We start from the raw sequence: 19090 nt of genomic DNA, 5'->3' as shown, positions 1-19090 counted from the left end.
CCCGGGCATCGCTGGGCGGTGACGACCTGCTGCTCGTCGTCGACGACGCCCAACACCTGGACGTGCTGTCGGCCACCCTCGTCTACCAGCTGGCGCGCGACGGCGCCGGACGGCTCATCGTCACCGCCCGCGCCGACTCCGCTCCCGAGGCGATCGCGGCGCTGTGGGGTGACGACCTGCTCACCCGGCTCGACATCGAGCCGCCGGGCGGGGCGAGCGCCCCGGCGCAGATCGATACCTTCCTCGCCGAGCTGCCCGCCGCGGCGCGGTCGGTGCTGGAGTACCTCGCCGTCGCCGAGCCGCTCTCGGTCACCAATCTGACCGAGCTCGCCGGTGACGGCGCGGTGGCCGACAGCACGTCCAGGTGTTGGGCGTCGTCGACGACGAGCAGCAGGTCGTCACCGCCCAGCGATGCCCGGGCGGCCCGCAGCAGCGCGGCGGGCTTGCCGAGGTCGGTGATCTCCACCAGGTGGCTGAACGCCCCGAACGGGACCGCGCGTTCGGTGGGGGTGCCGGTGACCCAGCGGATGAGCGTGCTGGGATTGCGCTCGGCAAAACGCTCGGCGGCCACCCGGGCGAGGGTGGATTTGCCGACGCCGTCGGGGCCCACCACCACCGCTCCGCCGGCACCGCCGGCCAAGGCCGCATCGAGCCGCTCCGAGGCCGTCGCATGTTGGGGGACGTTCCATCGAATCGGCACCGCCGAATTTTATGGCGTGCGACCCGCGCGGCAGGGCGAAAGGCCCAGATATGACGGGTGTCGGGCGGTTGGTCTACCTTTAGCGGATATGCCCGGCGAACGCGATTCATCAGGCGAGTGGTCGGTGTGTGTGTACTGCGCATCCGGCCCGCAACACCCCGAATTGCTCGGCCTCGCTACGGAACTCGGCGAGGCGATCGCCGAGCGCGGCTGGACGCTGGTGTGGGGCGGCGGCCGGGTGTCGGCGATGGGTGCGGTCGCGACCGCGGCGCGCGCCCGCGTCGGCCGCACCGTCGGCGTCATCCCCAAAATCCTGATGCGCCGCGAGATCGCCGACGACGAAGCCGACCAGCTGATCGTCAGCGACACCATGCACGAGCGCAAGCAGGCCATGGAAGACCGTGCCGACGCGTTCGTCGTCCTGCCGGGCGGCATCGGCACCCTCGACGAGTTGCTCGACGCGTGGACGACGGCCTTCCTCGGCCTGCACGACAAACCCATCGTGCTGCTGGATCCCTTCGGCCACTACGAGGGGCTGTGGACCTGGCTGTGCGCGTTGCTGGACAGCGGTTACGTCTCCCAGGCGGCGATGGACCGACTGACGCTGGTCGACAAGGTGAGTGCGGCGCTGGAAGCGTGCGCGCCCGGCTGAGGCCGCCCCCGGTTTGCCACCCCTACTAGGCTGTCCGCCGAGCTTGACTTTGGAAACGAATCGAGGGGATCACGTGTCCGATCGTGACGGGGGAGCGCGCACGGCGGTCAAACTGACCGACGTCGCAATGCGGGCGCCGGCCGTGCTGGCCGACCTGCCGGTGATCGTGCGCGGCGCGATGACCGGGCTGCTGGCCCAGCCGGGCTCCAAGAAATCGATCGGCACGGTGTTCGCCGACCGGGCCGCCCGCTACGGCGACCGGATCTTCCTGCGCATGGGCGATCAGCAACTGACCTACCGCGACGCCAACGCCGCCGCCAACCGGTATGCCGCCGTGCTGGCCGCGCGGGGTGTCGGCCAAGGCGACGTCGTCGCCATCATGCTGCGCAACTCGCCCAACACCGTGCTGGCCATGCTGGCCGCGGTCAAATGCGGCGCGGTTGCCGGGATGCTCAACTACCACCAGCGCGGCGAGGTGCTCGCGCACAGCCTCGGCCTACTGGACGCCAAGGTGCTCATCGCCGAGGCCGACCTGGTCAGCGCGGTCGCCGAGTGCGGCGGCGCGGGCAGCACCGAGACGTTGACCGTCGAGGACCTGGAGCGGTTCGCGGTGAGCGCCCCGGCCACCAACCCGGCCTCGGCGTCGGCGGTGCATGCCAGGGACACCGCCTTCTACATCTTCACCTCGGGCACAACGGGTTTCCCCAAGGCCAGTGTCATGACACACCTGCGGTGGCTCAAGGCGCTCGCCGCGTTCGGCGGTATCGGGTTGCGGCTGAAGAGCTCCGACACCCTCTACTGCTGCCTGCCGCTGTACCACAACAACGCGCTGACGGTGGCGCTGTCGTCGGTCATCAACTCGGGGGCGACGCTGGCGCTGGGCAAGTCGTTCTCGGCGTCGAAGTTCTGGGACGAAGTGATCGCCAACGAGGCCACGGCGTTCATCTACATCGGCGAGGTGTGCCGGTACCTGCTCAACCAGCCGGCCAAGCCCACCGACCGCTCGCACAAGGTGCGGGTGATCGCCGGAAACGGCCTGCGCCCCGAGATCTGGGACGAGTTCACCAAGCGGTTCGGCATCGCCAGGGTGTGCGAGTTCTACGCCTCCAGCGAGGGCAACGCCGCGTTCATCAACGTCTTCAACGTGCCCCGCTCCACCGGCATCTTCCCCATGCCGCTGGCCTACGTCGAGTACGACCCCGACACCGGCGCCCCGCTGCGTGACGAGAACGGGCGGGTGCGTCGCGTGCCGGCCGGAGAGCCCGGTTTGTTGCTCAGCCCGGTCAACCGGCTGCAGCCCTTCGACGGCTACACCGACCCCGAGTCGAGCGAAAAGAAGTTGGTGCGCAACGCTTTTCGCGAGGGTGATTGCTGGTTCAACACGGGCGACGTGATGAGCCCGCAGGGTCTGGGGCACGCCGCGTTCGTCGACCGGCTCGGCGACACCTTCCGCTGGAAGGGCGAGAACGTGGCCACCACGCAGGTCGAGGCGGCGCTGGCGTCCGACGACTCCGTCGAGGACTGCACGGTGTTCGGCGTCGAGGTGCCGCGCACCGGCGGTCGCGCCGGGATGACCGCGGTCAAGCTGCGCGGCGGCGCCGAGTTCGACGGGAAGTCGCTGGCCCGTGCCGTCTACGAGCAGCTGCCGGTCTATGCGCTGCCGCTGTTCGTGCGGGTGGTGGAGTCGATCGAGCAGACCACGACGTTCAAGAGCCGCAAGGTGGAGCTGCGCGAGCAGGCCTACGGGCCCGACGTCAAGGACCCGCTCTATGTGCTGGCCGGGCGCGACGAGGGCTACGTGCCGTTCTACGACGGGTACCCGGACGAGGTGGCCGAGGGCAAGCGCCCGTAAGCCGTCGGCGGTCCCCGGGCCGCACGCACGGCGGCGACCGGGCACCATGTACGTGTGCAACCGACACCGCCGGCGTCAGCCGGCCGATCGACTCTGTGCGGCCGCCCGGTCGCCGGCGATCGCGCGCTGATCATGGCGATCGTCAACCGCACCCCGGACTCGTTCTATGACCGGGGGGCGACGTTCAGCGACGAGGCCGCCAGGGCGGCGGTGCACCGGGCCGTCGCCGAGGGAGCCGATGTCATCGACGTCGGCGGCGTCAAGGCCGGCCCCGGTCAAGAGGTCGACGCCGACACCGAGATCGCCCGGCTGGTGCCGTTCATCGAGTGGCTACGCGACGCCTATCCGGACCAGCTGATCAGCGCCGACACCTGGCGCGCCGAGGTGGCCAAGGTGGCCTGTGCGGCCGGTGCGGACCTGATCAACGACACCTGGGGCGGCATCGACCCCGCGCTGCCGGAGGTGGCCGCGGAGTTCGGTGCCGGCCTGGTGTGTTCGCACACCGGCAACGCGCTGCCGCGCACCCGCCCGTTCCGGGTGAACTACGGGACCACCACCCGCGGCGTGGTCGACGACGTCATCGCCCAGGTCACCGCCGCCGCCGAGCGGGCGGTGGCGTGCGGCGTGGCCCGCGACCGGGTGCTGATCGACCCGACCCACGACTTCGGCAAGAACACGTTTCACGGGCTGCTGCTGTTGCGTCACGTGGGCGATCTCGTTAATACCGGGTGGCCCGTGCTGATGGCTTTGAGCAACAAGGACTTCGTCGGGGAGACTCTGGGTGTGGAATTGACTGAGCGGCTCGAGGGGACGTTGGCCGCCACCGCGCTCGCGGCCGCGGCCGGTGCGCGGATGTTTCGCGTCCACGAGGTCGCGGCCACCCGCCGGGTGCTGGAAATGGTGGCCTCGATCCAGGGCACGCGCCCCCCGACGCGCACGGTGAGGGGGCTGGCATGACGGCATCGGACCTGTTCGCCGGCGATCTGGCCAACGACAGGGTGCTCGCCGCCCGGCCCGGCGATGTGTGGTTGGCCAACGACAGGCGCAACCGCCCGAGCTGGACCATCGCCGAACTGGAGGCCGCGAAGGCCGGGCGGACCGTCTCGGTGGTGCTGCCGGCCCTCGACGAGGAAGAGACCATCGCGTCGGTTATCGAGAGCATCTCGCCGCTGCTCCGGGATTCTGGAGGGCTGGTCGACGAGCTGATCGTGCTGGACTCCGGCTCCACCGACGACACCGAGATCCGGGCCGTCGCCGCCGGCGCGCGCGTCGTCAGCCGCGAGCAGGCCCTGCCCGAGGTGCCGATACGCCCCGGAAAGGGCGAGGCGCTGTGGCGCTCGCTGGCGGCCACCAGCGGCGACATCGTGGTGTTCGTCGACTCCGACCTGATCAACCCGCACCCGATGTTCGTGCCGTGGCTGGTCGGCCCGCTGCTCACCGGCGACGGCGTTCACCTGGTCAAGAGCTTCTACCGCCGGCCGCTGCGGGGCAGCGAGCTCAGCGACGTGGGCGACGTCGGCGGCGACGTCAGCGCCACCGGCGGTGGGCGGGTCACCGAGCTGGTGGCCCGGCCGTTGCTCGCGGCGCTGCGGCCCGAGTTGGGGTCCATCCTGCAGCCGCTCGGCGGGGAGTACGCGGCCACCCGGGAACTGCTGACGTCGGTGCCGTTCGCGCCTGGCTACGGCGTGGAGATCGGCCTGCTGGTGGACACCTTCGACCGGCTGGGTCTGGAGGCGATCGCCCAGGTCAATCTGGGGGTGCGGGCGCATCGCAACCGGCCCCTGGCCGAGTTGGGCGTGATGAGCCGCCAGATCATCGCCACCCTGCTCTCGCGCTGCGGTATCCCGGACTCCGGCGTGGGGCTGACCCAGTTCGTCGCCGACGGCCCCGAGGGGCACGGCTACACCCAGCGCACCTCGCCGGTGTCGCTGGCGGACCGCCCCCCGATGCAGGCGATCAGGCCCCGGTAGGCCCGCGCGGGGTCACGCTGACCGCCGCCGTGTCGGTGGCATAGGGCAGTATCGATCCCGTGGCGTTGGTGTTGCTGTACCTGGTGGTTCTGGTGCTGGTGGCGATCGTCCTGTTCGGCGCGGCCAGCCTGTTGTTCGGTCGCGGCGAGCAGCTGCCGCCCCTGCCGCGCGGGACGACGGCCACCGTGCTGCCCGCGTTCGGGGTGACCGGCTCCGACGTCGACGCGGTCAAGTTCACCCAAGTGCTGCGCGGCTACAAGACCAGTGAAGTGGACTGGGTGCTGGACCGGCTCGCGCGGGAGCTCGAGGCGCTGCGCGGCCAGCTGGCCGCCGTGCACGCCGCGCCGGCCGCCGGGCAAGACGCCGAAAACCAATCCGGGGAACCCGACGACGGCGAGGATCGTCAGGACTCAGTGTGAGTGAAGACGAGCTGGTTCGCTGCAGTTGGGCGACCGTGCGGCCGGGACCCGATTTCGAGCTCTACCGCGACTACCACGATCGCGAATGGGGCCAACCGGTACGCGACGGGATCGCGTTGTTCGAGCGGATGAGCCTGGAGGCCTTTCAAAGCGGCCTGTCCTGGCTGATCATTCTGCGGAAACGGGAGAATTTCCGGCGCGCGTTCGACCGGTTCGACATCTCCAAGGTCGCCGCATACACCGACGCCGACGTGCAGCGGCTGCTGGCGGATCAGGGAATCGTGCGCAACCGCGCCAAGATTGAGGCGACCATCGCCAACGCGCGTGCCGCCGCCGAACTGGGCACCGCGGCGGACCTGGCGGACCTGCTGTGGTCCTTCGCGCCGTCGCCGCGAAACCGGCCGGCCGACCCGTCCGAAATCCCCTCGGCCACTGACGAATCGAAGGCCATGGCGCGGGAACTCAAGCGGCGCGGGTTCCGTTTCGTCGGCCCGACCACCGCCTATGCGCTGATGCAGGCGACCGGGATGGTCGACGACCATATCCGCGGTTGCTGGGTGCCCGCAACAGCCCGCTGAGCACACAGATGCGGGTCTTTGTACAAGTGGTGACCTGGATAGGGAACAATGGGGGGGTGATAAGGCAGTTCGATGCCGGGCATGGCTTGAAGTTCGCTGGCGGGGCTTGCTCGGCGCCGACCAGGTCCGCACGGGCGGGCCAGCTCGAATCTGGAGGGAGTACTCGATGGCGGCGATGAAGCCCCGGACCGGAGACGGTCCTCTGGAAGCAACAAAGGAGGGGCGCGGCATCGTGATGCGGGTACCACTTGAGGGAGGCGGTCGACTGGTCGTCGAACTGACGCCGGACGAAGCCGCTGCCCTCGGTGACGAGCTCAAGGGCGTCACGAGCTCCAGCTAGAGCTTGCCGCCGAACGGATGTCGGCGGCGCTACGCACACACCTTCCGATAGATCTCCAGGGTCTGCTCGGCGACGTGGGCCCAGGAGAACTCCTCGACGCAGCGCTGGCGTCCTGCCTTGCCATAGCGCTGCGCTTTTTCGCGGTCGGCGATCAGCTCGTTGACCGCTGCGGCCAGTCCGGCCTGATAGCCCCGAGCGTCGTCGGGGTCGTAATGCACCAGCGTCCCGGTGATCCCGTCGGCGACCACCTCCGGGATTCCGCCGACGTCGGAGGCCACCACCGCGGTCGAGCAGGCCATCGCCTCCAGATTCACGATCCCCAACGGCTCGTACACCGACGGGCACACGAAAACCGATGCCGCCGACAAGATTTCGCGTAGCTCACCGATGGGTAGCATCTCGCGGATCCAGAACACCCCGGTGCGGCTGCGGGCCAGGCCGGCCACGGCGTCACGAATCTCCTCGGCGATCTCCGGGGTATCGGGGGCGCCGGCGCACAACACCACCTGCGCCTCCGGGCTGAACCGGTGGGCGGCCGCCACCAGGTGCGCCAGTCCCTTCTGCCGGGTGATCCGGCCCACGAACACCACGATGGGCCGGGCCGGGTCGACGCCCAGTTCGGCGAGCATCGATCCGGTTTGCACCGGCCCGGCCGGATACCAGACGTCGGTGTCGACGCCGTTGCGGATGACGTGCACGGCGCTGGGATCCAGTGCGGGATAGACGCGCAGCACGTCCTCGCGCATCGCGGTGCTGACCGCGATGACGGCATCGGCGGCCAGCACCGCGGTCTGCTCGACCCAGCTCGAGATGCGGTAGCCGCCACCGAGTTGCTCGGCCTTCCACGGGCGCAGCGGCTCGAGCGAATGCGCGGTCAGGACGTGCGGGACCCCGTACAGCAGCGTGGCCAGATGCCCGGCCATGCCGGTGTACCAGGTGTGCGAATGCACCACGCTGGCTTCCGATGCCGCGTTGGCCATCATCAAATCGGACGACAGGATCGACATCGCCGCGTTGGCGCCCTGCAGCCGGGGGTCGGGCTGGTGCACGTACGCGCCCGGGCGAGGCGTGCCCATGCAGTGCACGTCGACCGGGCACAGCCGGCGCAGCTGGGCGACGAGTTCGGTGACGTGTACCCCCGCGCCCCCGTAGACCTCCGGTGGGTACTCCCGCGTCATCATCGCCACCCGCATACCCGCACGGTAGTTCGCGAGCGAGGGCGGCCGCGAGTCGGGTTGGCCACAACGTCCGGGCGGTCTTCGGCGTGTGCGCGGCCAAATACCTTGACGGACAGCCGCACAGAACTCCGCCAATCGACCGTGCCCCCTGGCAGCCCTTGGCCACGGCCGATAGGTTTGACACCATGAGGGAAGCGCCACACGTGCTGGGCATCGTCCTGGCCGGCGGTGAGGGCAAGCGGCTGTATCCGCTGACCGCGGACCGCGCCAAGCCCGCCGTTCCCTTCGGGGGCGCCTATCGGCTGATCGACTTCGTCCTGTCCAATCTCGTCAACGCCCGGTATCTGCGCATCTGCGTTCTCACCCAGTACAAGTCGCATTCACTGGACCGTCACATCTCGCAGAACTGGCGGCTGTCCGGCCTGGCCGGTGAGTACATCACGCCGGTGCCCGCCCAGCAGCGCCTCGGCCCCCGCTGGTACACCGGCTCGGCCGACGCGATTTACCAGTCACTCAATCTGATCTATGACGAAGACCCCGACTACATAGTCGTTTTCGGCGCCGACCACGTGTACCGGATGGACCCCGAGCAGATGGTCCGGTTCCACATCGACAGCGGCGCCGGCGCGACGGTCGCCGGCATCCGGGTGCCGCGCGGCGAAGCCACCGCGTTCGGCTGCATCGACTCCGACGAGTCGGGCCGCATTCGTAACTTCGTGGAGAAGCCGTTGGATCCGCCGGGAACCCCGGACGACCCCGAGCAGACGTTCGTGTCGATGGGCAACTACATCTTCACCACCAAGGTGCTCATCGACGCGATCCGCGCCGACGCCGACGACGACCACTCCGATCACGACATGGGCGGCGACATCATCCCGCGTCTGGTCGCCGACGGGATGGCCGCCGTCTACGACTTCAACGACAACGAGGTGCCCGGGGCCACCGATCGAGACCGGGCCTACTGGCGTGACGTCGGAACGCTGGACGCCTTCTACGATGCGCACATGGACCTGGTGTCGGTGCACCCGGTGTTCAACCTGTACAACAAGCGCTGGCCGATCCGGGGCGAGTCGGAGAACCTGGCGCCGGCCAAGTTCGTCAACGGCGGTTCGGCGCAGGAGTCGGTGGTGGGTGCGGGCAGCATCATCTCGGCGGCCTCGGTGCGCAACTCGGTGCTGTCGTCCAATGTGGTGGTCGACGACGGCGCGATCGTGGAGGGCAGCGTGATCATGCCCGGCGCCCGGGTCGGCCGCGGCGCGGTGGTGCGCCACGCGATCCTGGACAAGAACGTCGTCGTCGGGCCGGGCGAGATGGTGGGCGTCGACCTGGAAAAGGACCGGGAGCGCTTCGCGATCAGCGCCGGCGGTGTGGTCGCGGTGGGCAAGGGCGTCTGGATCTAGCCCGGTATCTCCGGGATAGCCATAGGACCTTTCGAATCCGACGAACGCCGCATCGCCACTTTGCCAATCCCACGAAAAGGTTGGCGTCGGCACAGCCGCTGAGTTCGACCCCAGCCGGGTCACCATCGGGCCGGTCAGCTCGGTGTCCTGGAAAAAGGTCCAGATGAAAGATGCCGTGCCGCAACGCGTTTCGAAGCCCACGCGGCCGGGATCTGATGACGGCTCCGGGGCGTCAGCGTGCCGGCGCCGCCCGGATACATTGCGCGCCAACGGGTGCGGGCTGGCGGCCGTTCGGCTTACTACCCTAAACGGCCGGCCCGGGGAGCTACCAGAGGTGGGGCACCAGCCGGTACCGGACCCGCTCGGCGTATTCGGGGTAGCCGGGCAGTTCGCGGTTCAGCAACTTTTCTTCGTCGAAGATGCGCAGCGTGAGCACCAGGGTGCCGGGGATGACGAAGAGCAGTCCCCAGTAGGAGCCGAGCGCTAAGGGGATCCCGATCATCATGATCACATTTCCGACGTACATCGGGTGCCGCACGAATCTGTAGAGGCCGTGGGAGACCACCGTCTGGCCCGTTTCCACAGTGACCGTGGCGGCGGCATAACTGTTCTGGACGATCACCAGCATGGCGATGCCGAGCCCCATCGCCACCAGCACGTCGCCGAGCACCGACAGCCAGGGCGGCACCGACGACCAGCCGAACCGATGATCGAGCGCGCTGAACACCATGGTCGCGAACAGGCCCGCGAACGAGCCGGTGATGATGAACTTCTGCGCCTTGCGGGGCTCGGCCCGCGGGCCCGCGCGCATGCGGCGCTGCAGGGCCGCCGGATTGGTCCGGCCCAGGTAAACGGTGGGGACGATGGTGGCCACCGTGAACACCGCGATGAAAAGCCAGGCCTGCCAATAGTGCAGCGTGCCCGCCGGCAGCAGCAGGATCAGGATCCACGAGAGGATGCCCCAGAGGGAGGTCGCCGTTACCCGGATTCCGGTCTTCATCGCGCTCCTAGCAGCGTAGATCGCGGCGCCGAAAAGCCGTGGCACCCAGAATCATCAACCCTACGTCGATGGCGAGTAGCCATAACAGGGGTACGACGGTGAAATCTGAGCCGATCCGCGGGATGTGTGCGAACGGTTCGGCGTCGAGCAACCATTGCGAGAACCCGGCCAGCGACCCGATCAGATACAGGGCGACGAAGCCGACCAGCACACCCCAGGCCGCCGGTGTCAGTCGCGGCGCGACGCCGAACAGGAAGGCCGTCACGGCCGACAACAGCCACACCGCGGGCAGTTGGACGGCGGCGCTGGCAACGACCATCGGCAGCTTGCCGGCGACATCGCCCGCCGCGACGCCGTAGACGACGCCCGCGGTGAGCCCGCTGGCCAGCATCGCCACCGCGGATCCGGCGAGCGCCGTCACCAAATGGCTTGCCAGCCAACGGGTTCGCGAGACGGCACCGGCAAGCACCGTTTCGGCTCGCTGACTCGACTCTTCCTGGTGTAACCGCAACGTCAGCGAAACGGCGAACGCGGCGGCCACCATGCCCATCATGGCGAACGCGACGGCGATGAACGCCTCCTCGAGCGCGCTGGTGCCGCCCATTCGTGCCACGATGTCGCGCGCTTCGCCACTGTCGCCCAGCTCGTCGCCGATGCCGTGCACCACGCTGCCGATCAGCAGGCCGTACAGACACAGGCCCACGGTCCATAACAGCAGCGCGGCGCGGTCCAGCCGCCACGTGAGCCCGAACGCATCGCCCAGCGTCGGTCCGGCCTCGGCGGGACCCGGGCGCTCCGCGATGAGCCCGGCGCCGACGTCACGGCCGGCCAGCAGCCGATACGCCAGGAGGGTCAGCGCGGCCGTCGTCACCAGGTGCAGCAGCAGCACCCACCACCGATCACCGGCATACGGCTTGACCAGCAGCGACCACCCCAGCGGGGACAGCCACGACAGCGTGCCGTCACCGGCGTCGCCCACGGCACGCAGGGTGAACGCGGTACCCAGCACGGCGAACGCGGCGCCGCGGGCGAACCGGGCGCTCGGCGAAAGCTGCGCGGCCACCGCCGCGACGGCGGTGAACACCAGGCCGGAGCAGGCCAGCGCCGCCCCGAAGGCCAGCGACCCGGCGGCCGGGACATCGGTGCTCAACAGCCCGGCCGCACCGATCGCCCCGGTGGCAACCGACGCTCCGAACGACAGCAGCAGCGCCGCGCTCAGGGCGGCGTAGCGGCCGATCGCGGTCGAGTCCACCAGCTCGGTCCGCCCGTTCTCCTCGTCGGCGCGCGTGTGCCGGATCACCGCGAGGATGACCGCCACCGCGATCAGCACGTGGAACATCCCGGCCTTCCAAATGCCCACGGCGCCAAGGCTGGCGTTGTAGACCTGGCCATACAGGGCGCGCTGGGCCGGGCTGGCCATGATGGCGGCCGCGAACCCGGCGCGATCCGACGCGGTGGGGTAGACCTTCTCGATGCTGCCGACGTACACGGTGGCCAGGGGCACTGACAGCAGCAACACCCACAGCGGCATCGAGATCCGGTCGCGGCGCAGGTAGAGGCGCAGCATCGAGAGCGTTCCGGAGAAGTGTGAACCACCACGTGGCGCGGGTGATGCCAACGGCCGGTCCAGCGTTGACGTGCTCATGACAGCGAAACCTTTGCCGCATCGCGTCCGTGCCGACCGTCGCCGCCCGACGTGTCGTAATGGCGCAGGAAAAGCTCCTCGAGGGTCGGCGGCTGGCTGACAAGACTGCGCACCCCGGCGTCGCCGAGCACGCGGATGAGCTCACCGAGGCTTTCGCTGTCGACCTGGGCGCGCAGCGTATTGCCCTCGACGCTGATGTCCTCGACGCCTTTGATCCGCCTGAGATCGCCCGGGTCGCCGGTCATCTCGGCCTTGATCGAGGTGCGGCTCAGGTGCCGCATCGAGCTCAGCGAACCGCTTTCGACGGTCTTGCCGGCCCGGATGATCGTCACCCGTTCGCACAACGCTTCCGTTTCGGCCAGGATGTGGCTGGACAACAACACCGTCGTGCCCCGGTCGCGGGCCTGGGCCACGCATTGCTGAAACACGTTCTCCATCAACGGGTCCAGGCCGCTGCTCGGCTCGTCGAGGAGCAGCAGCCTGGCATGGGACGAGAAGGCCGAAATCAGCGAGACCTTCTGGCGATTGCCCTTGGAGTAGGTGCGCGCCTTCTTGTGCGGGTCCAGGTCGAAGCGCTCGATCAACTCGGCGCGGCGCTTCTTGTCGATGCCACCCCGCATCCGGGCCAGCAGGTCGATAATCTCACCGCCGGTCAGCGACGGCCACAACGTCACATCGCCTGGCACGTAAGCGATGTGGCGATGCAGGGCGACGGCCTGTGTCCACGGGTCGCCGCCGAGCAGCCGCACACTGCCGCCGTCGGCTTTCACCAGGCCCAACAGGACGCGGATGGTCGTGGACTTCCCGGCGCCGTTGGGCCCGAGGAACCCGTGGACCTCTCCCTCCCGCACCGTGAGGTCCAGGCCGTCCAGCGCTCGAACCGCACCGAAATTCTTTGTCAGACCCCGGATCTCGATCGGTGCGAATCCGTCGGCGTTTTCAGTCGGCATCAGATCCTCCTTGATCTTCGGCGGCCAGGAATGCGTCGTACATGGTCCGGTCGGTCAGCAGGCCCTCGGTGTAGACCTCAAGCGCGGGCAGAATCATGTCGCGCGAGTAGTCGCGCAGCACTGCCCGCAAATCTGTTGGTGTTTCATGCATTTGGATGTAGAGGAGGAAGCCGCCGCCGCCGGTGATGGCCAAATACCTGGCCCGCCCCTTGGGGTCTCGGCTGGGTTTGATCGTCCCGGCGCGCACGCCTTCTGCCATGTATTCCTCGGCATTGTCAATCATCCTGCGCCACAACATGTTCGCCAAGTCGCCGCCGGTCTGCATGCTGCGCACCAGGTAAGCCATCAGCGGCGCGTACTCCTCGATCTCGGCCATCTGGGCGAACCACGTGGCGGGGTCGTTGGATTGCAGCGCCTCGGACTTGTTGCCGCGGATCGTCTCGGCGATGTAGTCCTCGCACGCCTTGCGCAGGCCCTCCTTGGAGCCGAAGTGGTGAATGACCAGCGCGGCGCTGACGCCGGCCGCTTCGGCGATGGCGCGAAGGCCGACGCCGAACCCGTGCTCGCCGAATTGCTCGATGGCCGCATCTCTGATCCGGGCGGCGGCCGTCAGGTCGGCTGAACGCATGTTCAGTACGCTAAACGCATGTTCAGCCCGCGGTCAAGGAGGGCGCGCGTCAAAAATTCATAAAGATGCGGACGGTCCCGGAAAGCCCGAGCTCAAGGCGACGGAGGCGGCTGGTGCAAAACGATGGGCCGGGGCGACTCAGTCGCGAACGGCGGCCAGGATGCCGTCGCCGAGGGGCACCAGCGCCGGGGTGAGCCGCTCGTCCTCGGCGATCAGGCGCGCCGCCTCCCGCACGGCGACCACCTCGGCGTCGCGGGCGGCCGGATCGCCGGCCCGTCCGCCCAGCGCGGCGCGGTGCACCACGATCACGCCGCCGGGCCGCAGCAACCGCACACCCTCGACGACGTAGTCCGGCTGATCGATCGGGTCGGCGTCGATGAACACCAGGTCATAGGACGCGTCGGCGAGCCGGGTGAGTACCTCCTGGGCGCGGCCGCCGATCAGCCGGGTGCGCGACGGTCCGATGCCGGCTTCGGTGAACGCCTGCTTGGCCAGCCGCAGATATTCGGGTTCGAGGTCGATGGTCGTCAGCACACCGTCGTCGCTCATGCCGGACAGCAACCACAGGCCGCTGACGCCCGCGCCGGTGCCCACCTCGGCGACGGCCTTGCCGCCACTGAGCTTGGTCAGCAGGCTCAGCAGGGCACCGACCGCCGGCGTCACCGCGCCCGCACCGATGTCCACGGCCCGCTCGCGGGCGGCCGCCAACAGCGCGTCTTCCGATATCGAGGCTTCGGCGTGCGCGAAGAGCGCATCGGCCCGACTGGGCGCCGTCTGGCCGGGGGCTTCTGCGTCGGTGCCGTCCATGCCCGCAGCGTATTCCACTTCGCCGCGCGCTCCGGCAGGCGCGCCTGAGTCCGATCGGGGTGACACGCCCAACTGTGCCGATGCGTTTAAGGTCACTGCGCGATGGATATCTCCTGCACAGCGCAGGTAACGATACGGTTTCTCAGGTTCAGCTCAGACTGTTCATATACCGCACATACTCCGGTACGCGACGGTAGCCCTATGGATCGCGGAGGGCGTTGGACCGGGAATACCGACTGGGAACTACCTGTTGCCGCCAGTGACGAAGTGTCACTACTTGGCACGCCCGATTCGGAGGATTCGATCATCACCACGCTTCTCAGCCCCTCCAGCATGTCGCACGCGCAGGGGCTCCCCGCCGACGGGTGGGTGGAGCCGTCCGACGCGCCGCACGGCACCGCGGTGTTCGACGCGACCGGGGACAAGGCGGCCATGCCGTCGTGGGACGAGTTGGTGCGCCAGCACGCCGACCGCGTGTACCGGCTGGCTTACCGGCTTTCGGGCAACCAGCACGACGCCGAGGACCTCACCCAGGAGACCTTCATCCGGGTCTTCCGGTCGGTGCAGAACTACCAGCCCGGGACGTTCGAGGGCTGGCTGCACCGCATCACCACCAACCTCTTCCTCGACATGGTGCGCCGGCGCTCGCGCATCCGGATGGAGGCGTTGCCCGAGGATTACGAGCGGGTGCCCGCCGATGAGCCCAACCCCGAGCAGATCTACCACGACTCCAGGCTGGGCCCGGACCTGCAGGCCGCGCTCGATTCACTGCCGCCGGAATTCCGCGCCGCCGTCGTGCTGTGTGACATCGAGGGCCTGTCTTACGAGGAGATCGGCGCCACGTTGGGCGTCAAACTGGGCACCGTGCGCAGCCGCATTCACCGCGGGCGCCAGGCGCTGCGGGATTACCTGGCCGCGCACCCCGACCACGACGTGGCGCGCGCCAAGTCGGCGTAATCACCGGTCGCCCGCCTAACGTTCGGGCAGCTATTCAGCGGCTTTGCGGCCTTACCCTCGGTATCGCGCGGTCTGTCGCGCTACATTCGACATAAGGCGGCAATAAGAAATGAGTGGCGAGGAGTTGGTGATGCCCGATCGTGGACATGTGTTCCGCCGCGCGTTCTCCTGGCTCCCCGCTCAGTTCGCCTCCCAGAGCGACGCGCCCATCGGCGCCCCCCGCCAGTTCGGCTCCACCGAGCACCTGTCCGTCGAAGCGATCGCGGCGTTCGTCGACGGCGAACTGCGGATGAACGCCCATCTGCGCGCCGCGCATCATCTGTCGTTGTGCGCCCAGTGCGCGGCCGAGGTCGAGGACCAGAGCCGGGCCCGCGCGGCGCTGCGCGATTCGCGCCCCATCCGCATCCCCAGCACCCTGCTCGGCATGCTGGCCGACATTCCCTACGAGTCGCCCGACGACTCCTCCATGGCCGCCGACCGGTTCGCCGATCGGGACGGCCGGGAGCGGCGCAAGCGCCGGTAGCCGATCGGCGCCCCGCCCCTTCGAGGCGTCCCCCGCGCGCGTTCATGCCGACCGATGGCGGGCCATGGATACTAGGGTGGACACGGACAACGCCGGTGCCGCGTATTTCGCCCGGCAAAGGCCCGTCTCGAGCGCTCAAGCAGAGGATCCAAAAGGGACAACGTGACCTCCGACCAAGGCTACGACCAAGCAAAAGACAGCGGCAACCGCTTAGCGCCGCGCCCCATCTCGCGTCCGCCGGTCGACCCCGCGTCGCGCCGGGAGTTCGGTCGTCCCGAGGGGCTGCGCGGGTCGTTCGTGGCCCAACGGGTCCGTCCGCAGAAGTACCGCGACCAGGCCGACTTCCGGCCCAGCGACCGACCGGCCGACCCCGTATTGCAAGAGGCGTTCCACCGGCCGGACGGCAGCCCCGATTCGCTGCAGCGCCACCCGGTGGACGCCAATGCGCTGGCCGCCGAGAAAGACGGTGTGGGGCCCGACGAGCTCGACGACCCCTGGCGAGACCCGGGCGCCGCGGCCGCATTGGGCACGCCGGCGGTGCCGCCGTCGCGCTCCGGTACCGCCCTGGGTTACGGCGGCAAACTGGGCGTGCGCGACGTGTTGTTCGGCGGCAAGGTGTCCTACCTCGCGTTGCTGGTGCTGCTGCTGATCGCGTTGGTCATCGGTGTGCTCGGCGGTGTGATCGGCCGCAAGACGGCCGAAGTCGCCGAGGCCTTCACCACCTCGAAGGTGACGCTGTCCACCAGCGGCAACGGCGAAGGCCCGGCCGGCCGGTTCGCCAAGGTTGCGGCCGCGACGGCGGGCGCCGTGGTGACCATCGAGTCCAAGAGCGACCAGGAAGGCATGCAGGGCTCCGGCGTCGTCATCGACGGCCGCGGCTACATCGTCACCAACAACCACGTCATCTCCGAGGCGGCGAACAACCCCAGCCAGTTCAAGACGACCGTGGTCTTCAACGACGGCAAAGAGGTGCCGGCGAACCTGGTGGGCCGCGACCCCAAGACCGACCTGGCCGTGCTGAAGGTCGACAACGTCGACAACCTGTCGGTGGCGCGCCTCGGTGATTCCGACAAGGTGCGGGTGGGCGACGAGGTGCTGGCCGCGGGTGCGCCGCTGGGGCTGCGCAGCACCGTCACGCACGGCATCATCAGCGCGCTGCACCGGCCGGTGCCGCTGTCGGGCGAGGGCTCGGACACCGACACCGTGATCGACGCGCTGCAGACCGACGCGTCGATCAACCACGGGAACTCCGGCGGCCCGCTGATCGACATGGACTCCCAGGTGATCGGCATCGACACCGCCGGTAAGTCGTTGTCCGACAGCGCAAGCGGGCTGGGCTTCGCCATCCCGATCAACGAGGCCAAGCAGGTCGCCCAGACGCTGATCAAGGACGGCAAGATCGTCCACCCGACGCTGGGGGTCAGCACCCGGTCGGTGAGCAACGCGATCGCCTCCGGCGCCCAGGTGGCCAACGTCAAGGCCGGCAGCCCCGCGCAGAAGGGCGGCGTCCTGGAGAACGACGTCGTCGTCAAGGTCGGCAATCGCAAGGTCGCCGACGCCGACGAGTTCGTCGTCGCGGTGCGGCAGTTGACCATTGGCCAGGACTCGCCGATCGAGGTCGTCCGCGACGGCCGGCACGTCACGCTGACGGTCAAGCCGGACCCTGACCAAAGCTGATGTTCGGCAGCCTGAGCTGGGAGCACATGCTCGTCCTCGTCGTGGTCGGGCTGGTGGTCCTCGGGCCAGAGCGGCTGCCGGGTGCCATCCGGTGGACGTCCAACGCCTTGCGTCAGGCGCGCGACTACCTCAGCGGGGTAACCAGTCAGCTGCGTGAGGACCTCGGCCCCGAGTTCGACGATCTGCGCGTTCCGCTGAGCGAGCTGCAGAAGCTGCGGGGCATGACACCGCGCGCGGCGCTGACCAAGCATCTGCTGGACGGCGACGATTCGTTCCTGACCGGAGCCTTCGACAAACCGGCCAACGGCGCCCCGCCGCAAGCCCCGCACCCGGCCCCGCCCGCCGCGAACGGCCAGGCACTGGCGGCCGAACAGCAGTCCGGCGGTCACACGCCGTTCGATACCGACGCGACCTGAACCGTCAGCGCCGGGTCGGATCGAGCCCGAGCGATACGCCGGCCAGCCCGCGCTTGCGTGACGACAAGCTGTCGGCCACCCCGCGCAGCGCCTTGCCGACCGGCGAATCGGGCGCGCTCAGCACCAGCGGCGCGCCGGAGTCGCCCGCGGCCACCAGCTCGGGATCCAGCGGGATCTGACCCAGCAGTGGCACGTCGGCGCCCACCGCGCGGGTCAGCCGCTCGGCCACCTGCCGGCCGCCGCCCTCGCCGAACACCTGCAGCGTGGAGCCGTCGGGCAGGGTGAGGCCGGACATGTTCTCCACCACGCCGACGACGCGCTGACGGGTCTGCAGCGCGATGCTGCCGGCCCGCTCGGCGACCTCGGCCGCGGCCAGCTGCGGCGTCGTCACCACCAAGATCTCGGCGTTGGGAATCAGCTGCGCCACCGAGATGGCGATGTCGCCGGTGCCCGGCGGCAGGTCGAGCAGCAGCACGTCCAGGTCACCCCAGTACACGTCGGCCAGGAACTGCTGCAGCGCCCGGTGCAGCATCGGCCCGCGCCACACCACCGGGGTGTTGCCCTCGGTGAACTGGGCGATGGAGATGACCCGCACCTCGTGCGCGATGGGCGGCAGGATCATCGACTCGACCTGGGTGGGCCGGTCGGTGGTGCCCATCATCCGGGGGATCGAATGGCCGTGGATGTCGGCGTCCAGCACACCGACCGACAGGCCGCGGGCCGCCATCGCCGCCGCCAGGTTGACCGTGACGGTGGACTTGCCGACGCCGCCCTTTCCGGACGCGACGGCGTAGACCCGGGTCAGCGAATTCGGTTGTGCGAACGGGATAACGGGCTCGCGGGCATCGCCGCGCAGCTGCTTGCGCAACTCGGTGCGCTGCTCGTCGTTCATCACGTCCAAGGTGACCTTGACCGCTCCGGTGCTCGGGACGTCGGCGACCGCCTGGCTGACGCGGTCGCTGATCTCGGTCTTCTTCGGGCAGCTGGCGGTGGTCAGGTAGATCCCGACGTGCACCGTCCCGTCGGGCTCGGTGTCGATGCTCTTGACCATCCCGAGTTCGGTGATCGGACGCCGTAGTTCGGGATCGATCACCTTGCCCAGGGCGGTGCGGATAGCCGCGGTCAGGCCGGCTGCTGAATCGGAGGGGTCATGGCTGGACATCACCGCCGAGTGTATGCGTCTGCGACGGGGTCATTCGGCGGCGACCTCTAGTTGGCCGGACCGGGTCCCGCCGGCTTGGGCTTGGGTGCGCCGGGGGCCGCGCCCGACGGGCCGGCGGGCTTGGGCGCCGATGCGGCCTGCGAGGGTGCGGCGGCCGGGGGCGGCACCGCGGCCGGGGGCGCCGGCGACATCGCCATCTCGGTGGCGCAGCTGATTCCCAACGCCGAGATCTTGGT

General features: G+C 69.1%; 21 protein-coding genes. 12 read left to right on the top strand and 9 right to left on the bottom strand.

Annotated features, from left to right (window positions below; all coding sequences use genetic code 11):
* Positions 1-82: 82 nt before the first annotated feature.
* Positions 83-700, bottom strand: coding sequence for an AAA family ATPase (locus tag A5622_RS30135; protein WP_066878972.1), 618 nt, complete (start codon positions 698-700; stop codon positions 83-85).
* Between the two features lie 88 nt (positions 701-788).
* On the opposite strand from A5622_RS30135, the gene A5622_RS13340 reads away from it, so the two are divergent.
* The 7 genes from A5622_RS13340 to A5622_RS13310 all read left to right on the top strand — a co-directional run bounded on the left by A5622_RS13340 (position 789) and on the right by A5622_RS13310 (position 6511).
* Positions 789-1352: a TIGR00730 family Rossman fold protein gene (locus A5622_RS13340; RefSeq protein ID WP_066878970.1), complete on the top strand. Its 564-nt coding sequence runs from the start codon at positions 789-791 to the stop codon at positions 1350-1352.
* A 73-nt stretch (positions 1353-1425) separates the two neighbouring features.
* On the top strand, positions 1426-3204 hold the full coding sequence (gene fadD6, locus A5622_RS13335) for a long-chain-acyl-CoA synthetase FadD6 (protein ID WP_066878968.1): 1779 nt from the start codon (positions 1426-1428) through the stop codon (positions 3202-3204).
* Positions 3205-3336: 132 nt separating this feature from the next.
* A complete protein-coding gene (gene folP, locus A5622_RS13330) occupies positions 3337-4161 on the top strand; it encodes a dihydropteroate synthase (RefSeq protein ID WP_066871241.1) in 825 nt (274 codons plus the stop codon).
* Positions 4158-5174, top strand: a complete 1017-nt coding sequence (locus A5622_RS13325) for a glucosyl-3-phosphoglycerate synthase (protein ID WP_066878966.1) — start codon at positions 4158-4160, stop codon at positions 5172-5174. Before folP ends, A5622_RS13325 begins: the two co-directional genes overlap by 4 nt.
* Positions 5175-5233: 59 nt before the next feature.
* Positions 5234-5593 carry a DivIVA domain-containing protein gene (locus tag A5622_RS13320; protein WP_066878965.1) on the top strand — a complete coding sequence of 120 codons (360 nt, stop codon included), beginning with the start codon at positions 5234-5236 and terminating at the stop codon, positions 5591-5593.
* Positions 5590-6171, top strand: coding sequence for a DNA-3-methyladenine glycosylase I (locus tag A5622_RS13315; RefSeq protein ID WP_066871250.1), 582 nt, complete (start codon positions 5590-5592; stop codon positions 6169-6171). The genes A5622_RS13320 and A5622_RS13315 overlap by 4 nt, the downstream gene beginning before the upstream one ends.
* 166 nt (positions 6172-6337) lie before the next feature.
* Positions 6338-6511 carry a DUF3117 domain-containing protein gene (locus A5622_RS13310; protein ID WP_003878471.1) on the top strand — a complete coding sequence of 58 codons (174 nt, stop codon included), beginning with the start codon at positions 6338-6340 and terminating at the stop codon, positions 6509-6511.
* 29 nt (positions 6512-6540) lie between these two features.
* Here A5622_RS13310 and glgA read toward each other — a convergent pair whose 3' ends face one another.
* On the bottom strand, positions 6541-7704 hold the full coding sequence (glgA, locus tag A5622_RS13305) for a glycogen synthase (RefSeq protein WP_066878963.1): 1164 nt from the start codon (positions 7702-7704) through the stop codon (positions 6541-6543).
* Positions 7705-7874: 170 nt separating this feature from the next.
* On the opposite strand from glgA, the gene glgC reads away from it, so the two are divergent.
* The gene (gene glgC / locus A5622_RS13300) at positions 7875-9089 is read left to right on the top strand and encodes a glucose-1-phosphate adenylyltransferase (RefSeq protein ID WP_066871256.1); all 1215 of its coding nucleotides are present in this window, start codon (positions 7875-7877) and stop codon (positions 9087-9089) included.
* 325 nt (positions 9090-9414) lie between these two features.
* Here the strand turns inward: glgC and A5622_RS13295 are convergent, their stop codons facing one another.
* The 5 genes from A5622_RS13295 to A5622_RS13275 form a co-directional block, all read right to left on the bottom strand.
* Entirely contained in the window at positions 9415-10089 is a 675-nt protein-coding gene (locus tag A5622_RS13295) for an isoprenylcysteine carboxylmethyltransferase family protein (protein WP_066878961.1), read from the bottom strand.
* Positions 10090-10096: 7 nt separating this feature from the next.
* A complete protein-coding gene (locus A5622_RS13290) occupies positions 10097-11734 on the bottom strand; it encodes an ABC transporter permease (RefSeq protein WP_156752947.1) in 1638 nt (545 codons plus the stop codon).
* Positions 11731-12684, bottom strand: coding sequence for an ABC transporter ATP-binding protein (locus tag A5622_RS13285; protein WP_066871265.1), 954 nt, complete (start codon positions 12682-12684; stop codon positions 11731-11733). The genes A5622_RS13290 and A5622_RS13285 overlap by 4 nt, the downstream gene beginning before the upstream one ends.
* Positions 12674-13312, bottom strand: coding sequence for a TetR/AcrR family transcriptional regulator (locus A5622_RS13280; protein ID WP_066878958.1), 639 nt, complete (start codon positions 13310-13312; stop codon positions 12674-12676). The genes A5622_RS13285 and A5622_RS13280 overlap by 11 nt, the downstream gene beginning before the upstream one ends.
* A 138-nt stretch (positions 13313-13450) precedes the next feature.
* Complete coding sequence (locus A5622_RS13275) at positions 13451-14119, bottom strand: O-methyltransferase (protein WP_066873541.1); 669 nt, start codon at positions 14117-14119, stop codon at positions 13451-13453.
* Positions 14120-14320: 201 nt separating this feature from the next.
* Here A5622_RS13275 and sigE point away from each other — a divergent pair, with 201 nt between their 5' ends.
* From sigE to tatB, 4 genes are all read left to right on the top strand, one after another.
* Entirely contained in the window at positions 14321-15076 is a 756-nt protein-coding gene (gene sigE, locus A5622_RS13270; RefSeq protein WP_066878956.1) for an RNA polymerase sigma factor SigE, read from the top strand.
* A gap of 130 nt (positions 15077-15206) precedes the next feature.
* The gene (gene rseA / locus A5622_RS13265; protein WP_197497946.1) at positions 15207-15599 is read left to right on the top strand and encodes an anti-sigma E factor RseA; all 393 of its coding nucleotides are present in this window, start codon (positions 15207-15209) and stop codon (positions 15597-15599) included.
* A gap of 162 nt (positions 15600-15761) precedes the next feature.
* On the top strand, positions 15762-17276 hold the full coding sequence (locus tag A5622_RS13260; protein ID WP_066878952.1) for a S1C family serine protease: 1515 nt from the start codon (positions 15762-15764) through the stop codon (positions 17274-17276).
* Entirely contained in the window at positions 17276-17692 is a 417-nt protein-coding gene (tatB, locus tag A5622_RS13255) for a Sec-independent protein translocase protein TatB (RefSeq protein ID WP_066873539.1), read from the top strand. Before A5622_RS13260 ends, tatB begins: the two co-directional genes overlap by 1 nt.
* A 4-nt stretch (positions 17693-17696) precedes the next feature.
* Here tatB and A5622_RS13250 read toward each other — a convergent pair whose 3' ends face one another.
* A complete protein-coding gene (locus A5622_RS13250; protein ID WP_156752946.1) occupies positions 17697-18854 on the bottom strand; it encodes an Mrp/NBP35 family ATP-binding protein in 1158 nt (385 codons plus the stop codon).
* A gap of 47 nt (positions 18855-18901) precedes the next feature.
* The coding region (locus tag A5622_RS29685; RefSeq protein WP_197508005.1) for a hypothetical protein at positions 18902-19090 on the bottom strand (189 nt) is incomplete at its 5' end.

Origin of the sequence: Mycobacterium sp. 1245801.1, from assembly GCF_001673055.1 — a bacterium.
Classification (GTDB): Bacteria; Actinomycetota; Actinomycetes; order Mycobacteriales; family Mycobacteriaceae; genus Mycobacterium; species Mycobacterium europaeum_A.
This window is presented reverse-complemented; position numbering and strand designations above follow the sequence as displayed.

What these genes read in the sequence shown, in the direction of transcription:
- A5622_RS13310 (WP_003878471.1), top strand. Translation starts at nt 6,338, where the DNA reads ATGGCGGCGATGAAGCCCCGGACCGGAGACGGTCCTCTGGAAGCAACA.
- A5622_RS13250 (WP_156752946.1), bottom strand. Translation starts at nt 18,854, where the DNA reads ATGTCCAGCCATGACCCCTCCGATTCAGCAGCCGGCCTGACCGCGGCT.
- A5622_RS13280 (WP_066878958.1), bottom strand. Translation starts at nt 13,312, where the DNA reads ATGCGTTCAGCCGACCTGACGGCCGCCGCCCGGATCAGAGATGCGGCC.
- glgC (WP_066871256.1), top strand. Translation starts at nt 7,875, where the DNA reads ATGAGGGAAGCGCCACACGTGCTGGGCATCGTCCTGGCCGGCGGTGAG.
- A5622_RS13295 (WP_066878961.1), bottom strand. Translation starts at nt 10,089, where the DNA reads ATGAAGACCGGAATCCGGGTAACGGCGACCTCCCTCTGGGGCATCCTC.
- A5622_RS13340 (WP_066878970.1), top strand. Translation starts at nt 789, where the DNA reads ATGCCCGGCGAACGCGATTCATCAGGCGAGTGGTCGGTGTGTGTGTAC.
- A5622_RS13285 (WP_066871265.1), bottom strand. Translation starts at nt 12,684, where the DNA reads ATGCCGACTGAAAACGCCGACGGATTCGCACCGATCGAGATCCGGGGT.
- glgA (WP_066878963.1), bottom strand. Translation starts at nt 7,704, where the DNA reads ATGCGGGTGGCGATGATGACGCGGGAGTACCCACCGGAGGTCTACGGG.
- tatB (WP_066873539.1), top strand. Translation starts at nt 17,276, where the DNA reads ATGTTCGGCAGCCTGAGCTGGGAGCACATGCTCGTCCTCGTCGTGGTC.
- folP (WP_066871241.1), top strand. Translation starts at nt 3,337, where the DNA reads ATGGCGATCGTCAACCGCACCCCGGACTCGTTCTATGACCGGGGGGCG.
- A5622_RS13275 (WP_066873541.1), bottom strand. Translation starts at nt 14,119, where the DNA reads ATGGACGGCACCGACGCAGAAGCCCCCGGCCAGACGGCGCCCAGTCGG.
- rseA (WP_197497946.1), top strand. Translation starts at nt 15,207, where the DNA reads ATGCCCGATCGTGGACATGTGTTCCGCCGCGCGTTCTCCTGGCTCCCC.
- A5622_RS13325 (WP_066878966.1), top strand. Translation starts at nt 4,158, where the DNA reads ATGACGGCATCGGACCTGTTCGCCGGCGATCTGGCCAACGACAGGGTG.
- A5622_RS13290 (WP_156752947.1), bottom strand. Translation starts at nt 11,734, where the DNA reads ATGAGCACGTCAACGCTGGACCGGCCGTTGGCATCACCCGCGCCACGT.
- sigE (WP_066878956.1), top strand. Translation starts at nt 14,321, where the DNA reads ATGGATCGCGGAGGGCGTTGGACCGGGAATACCGACTGGGAACTACCT.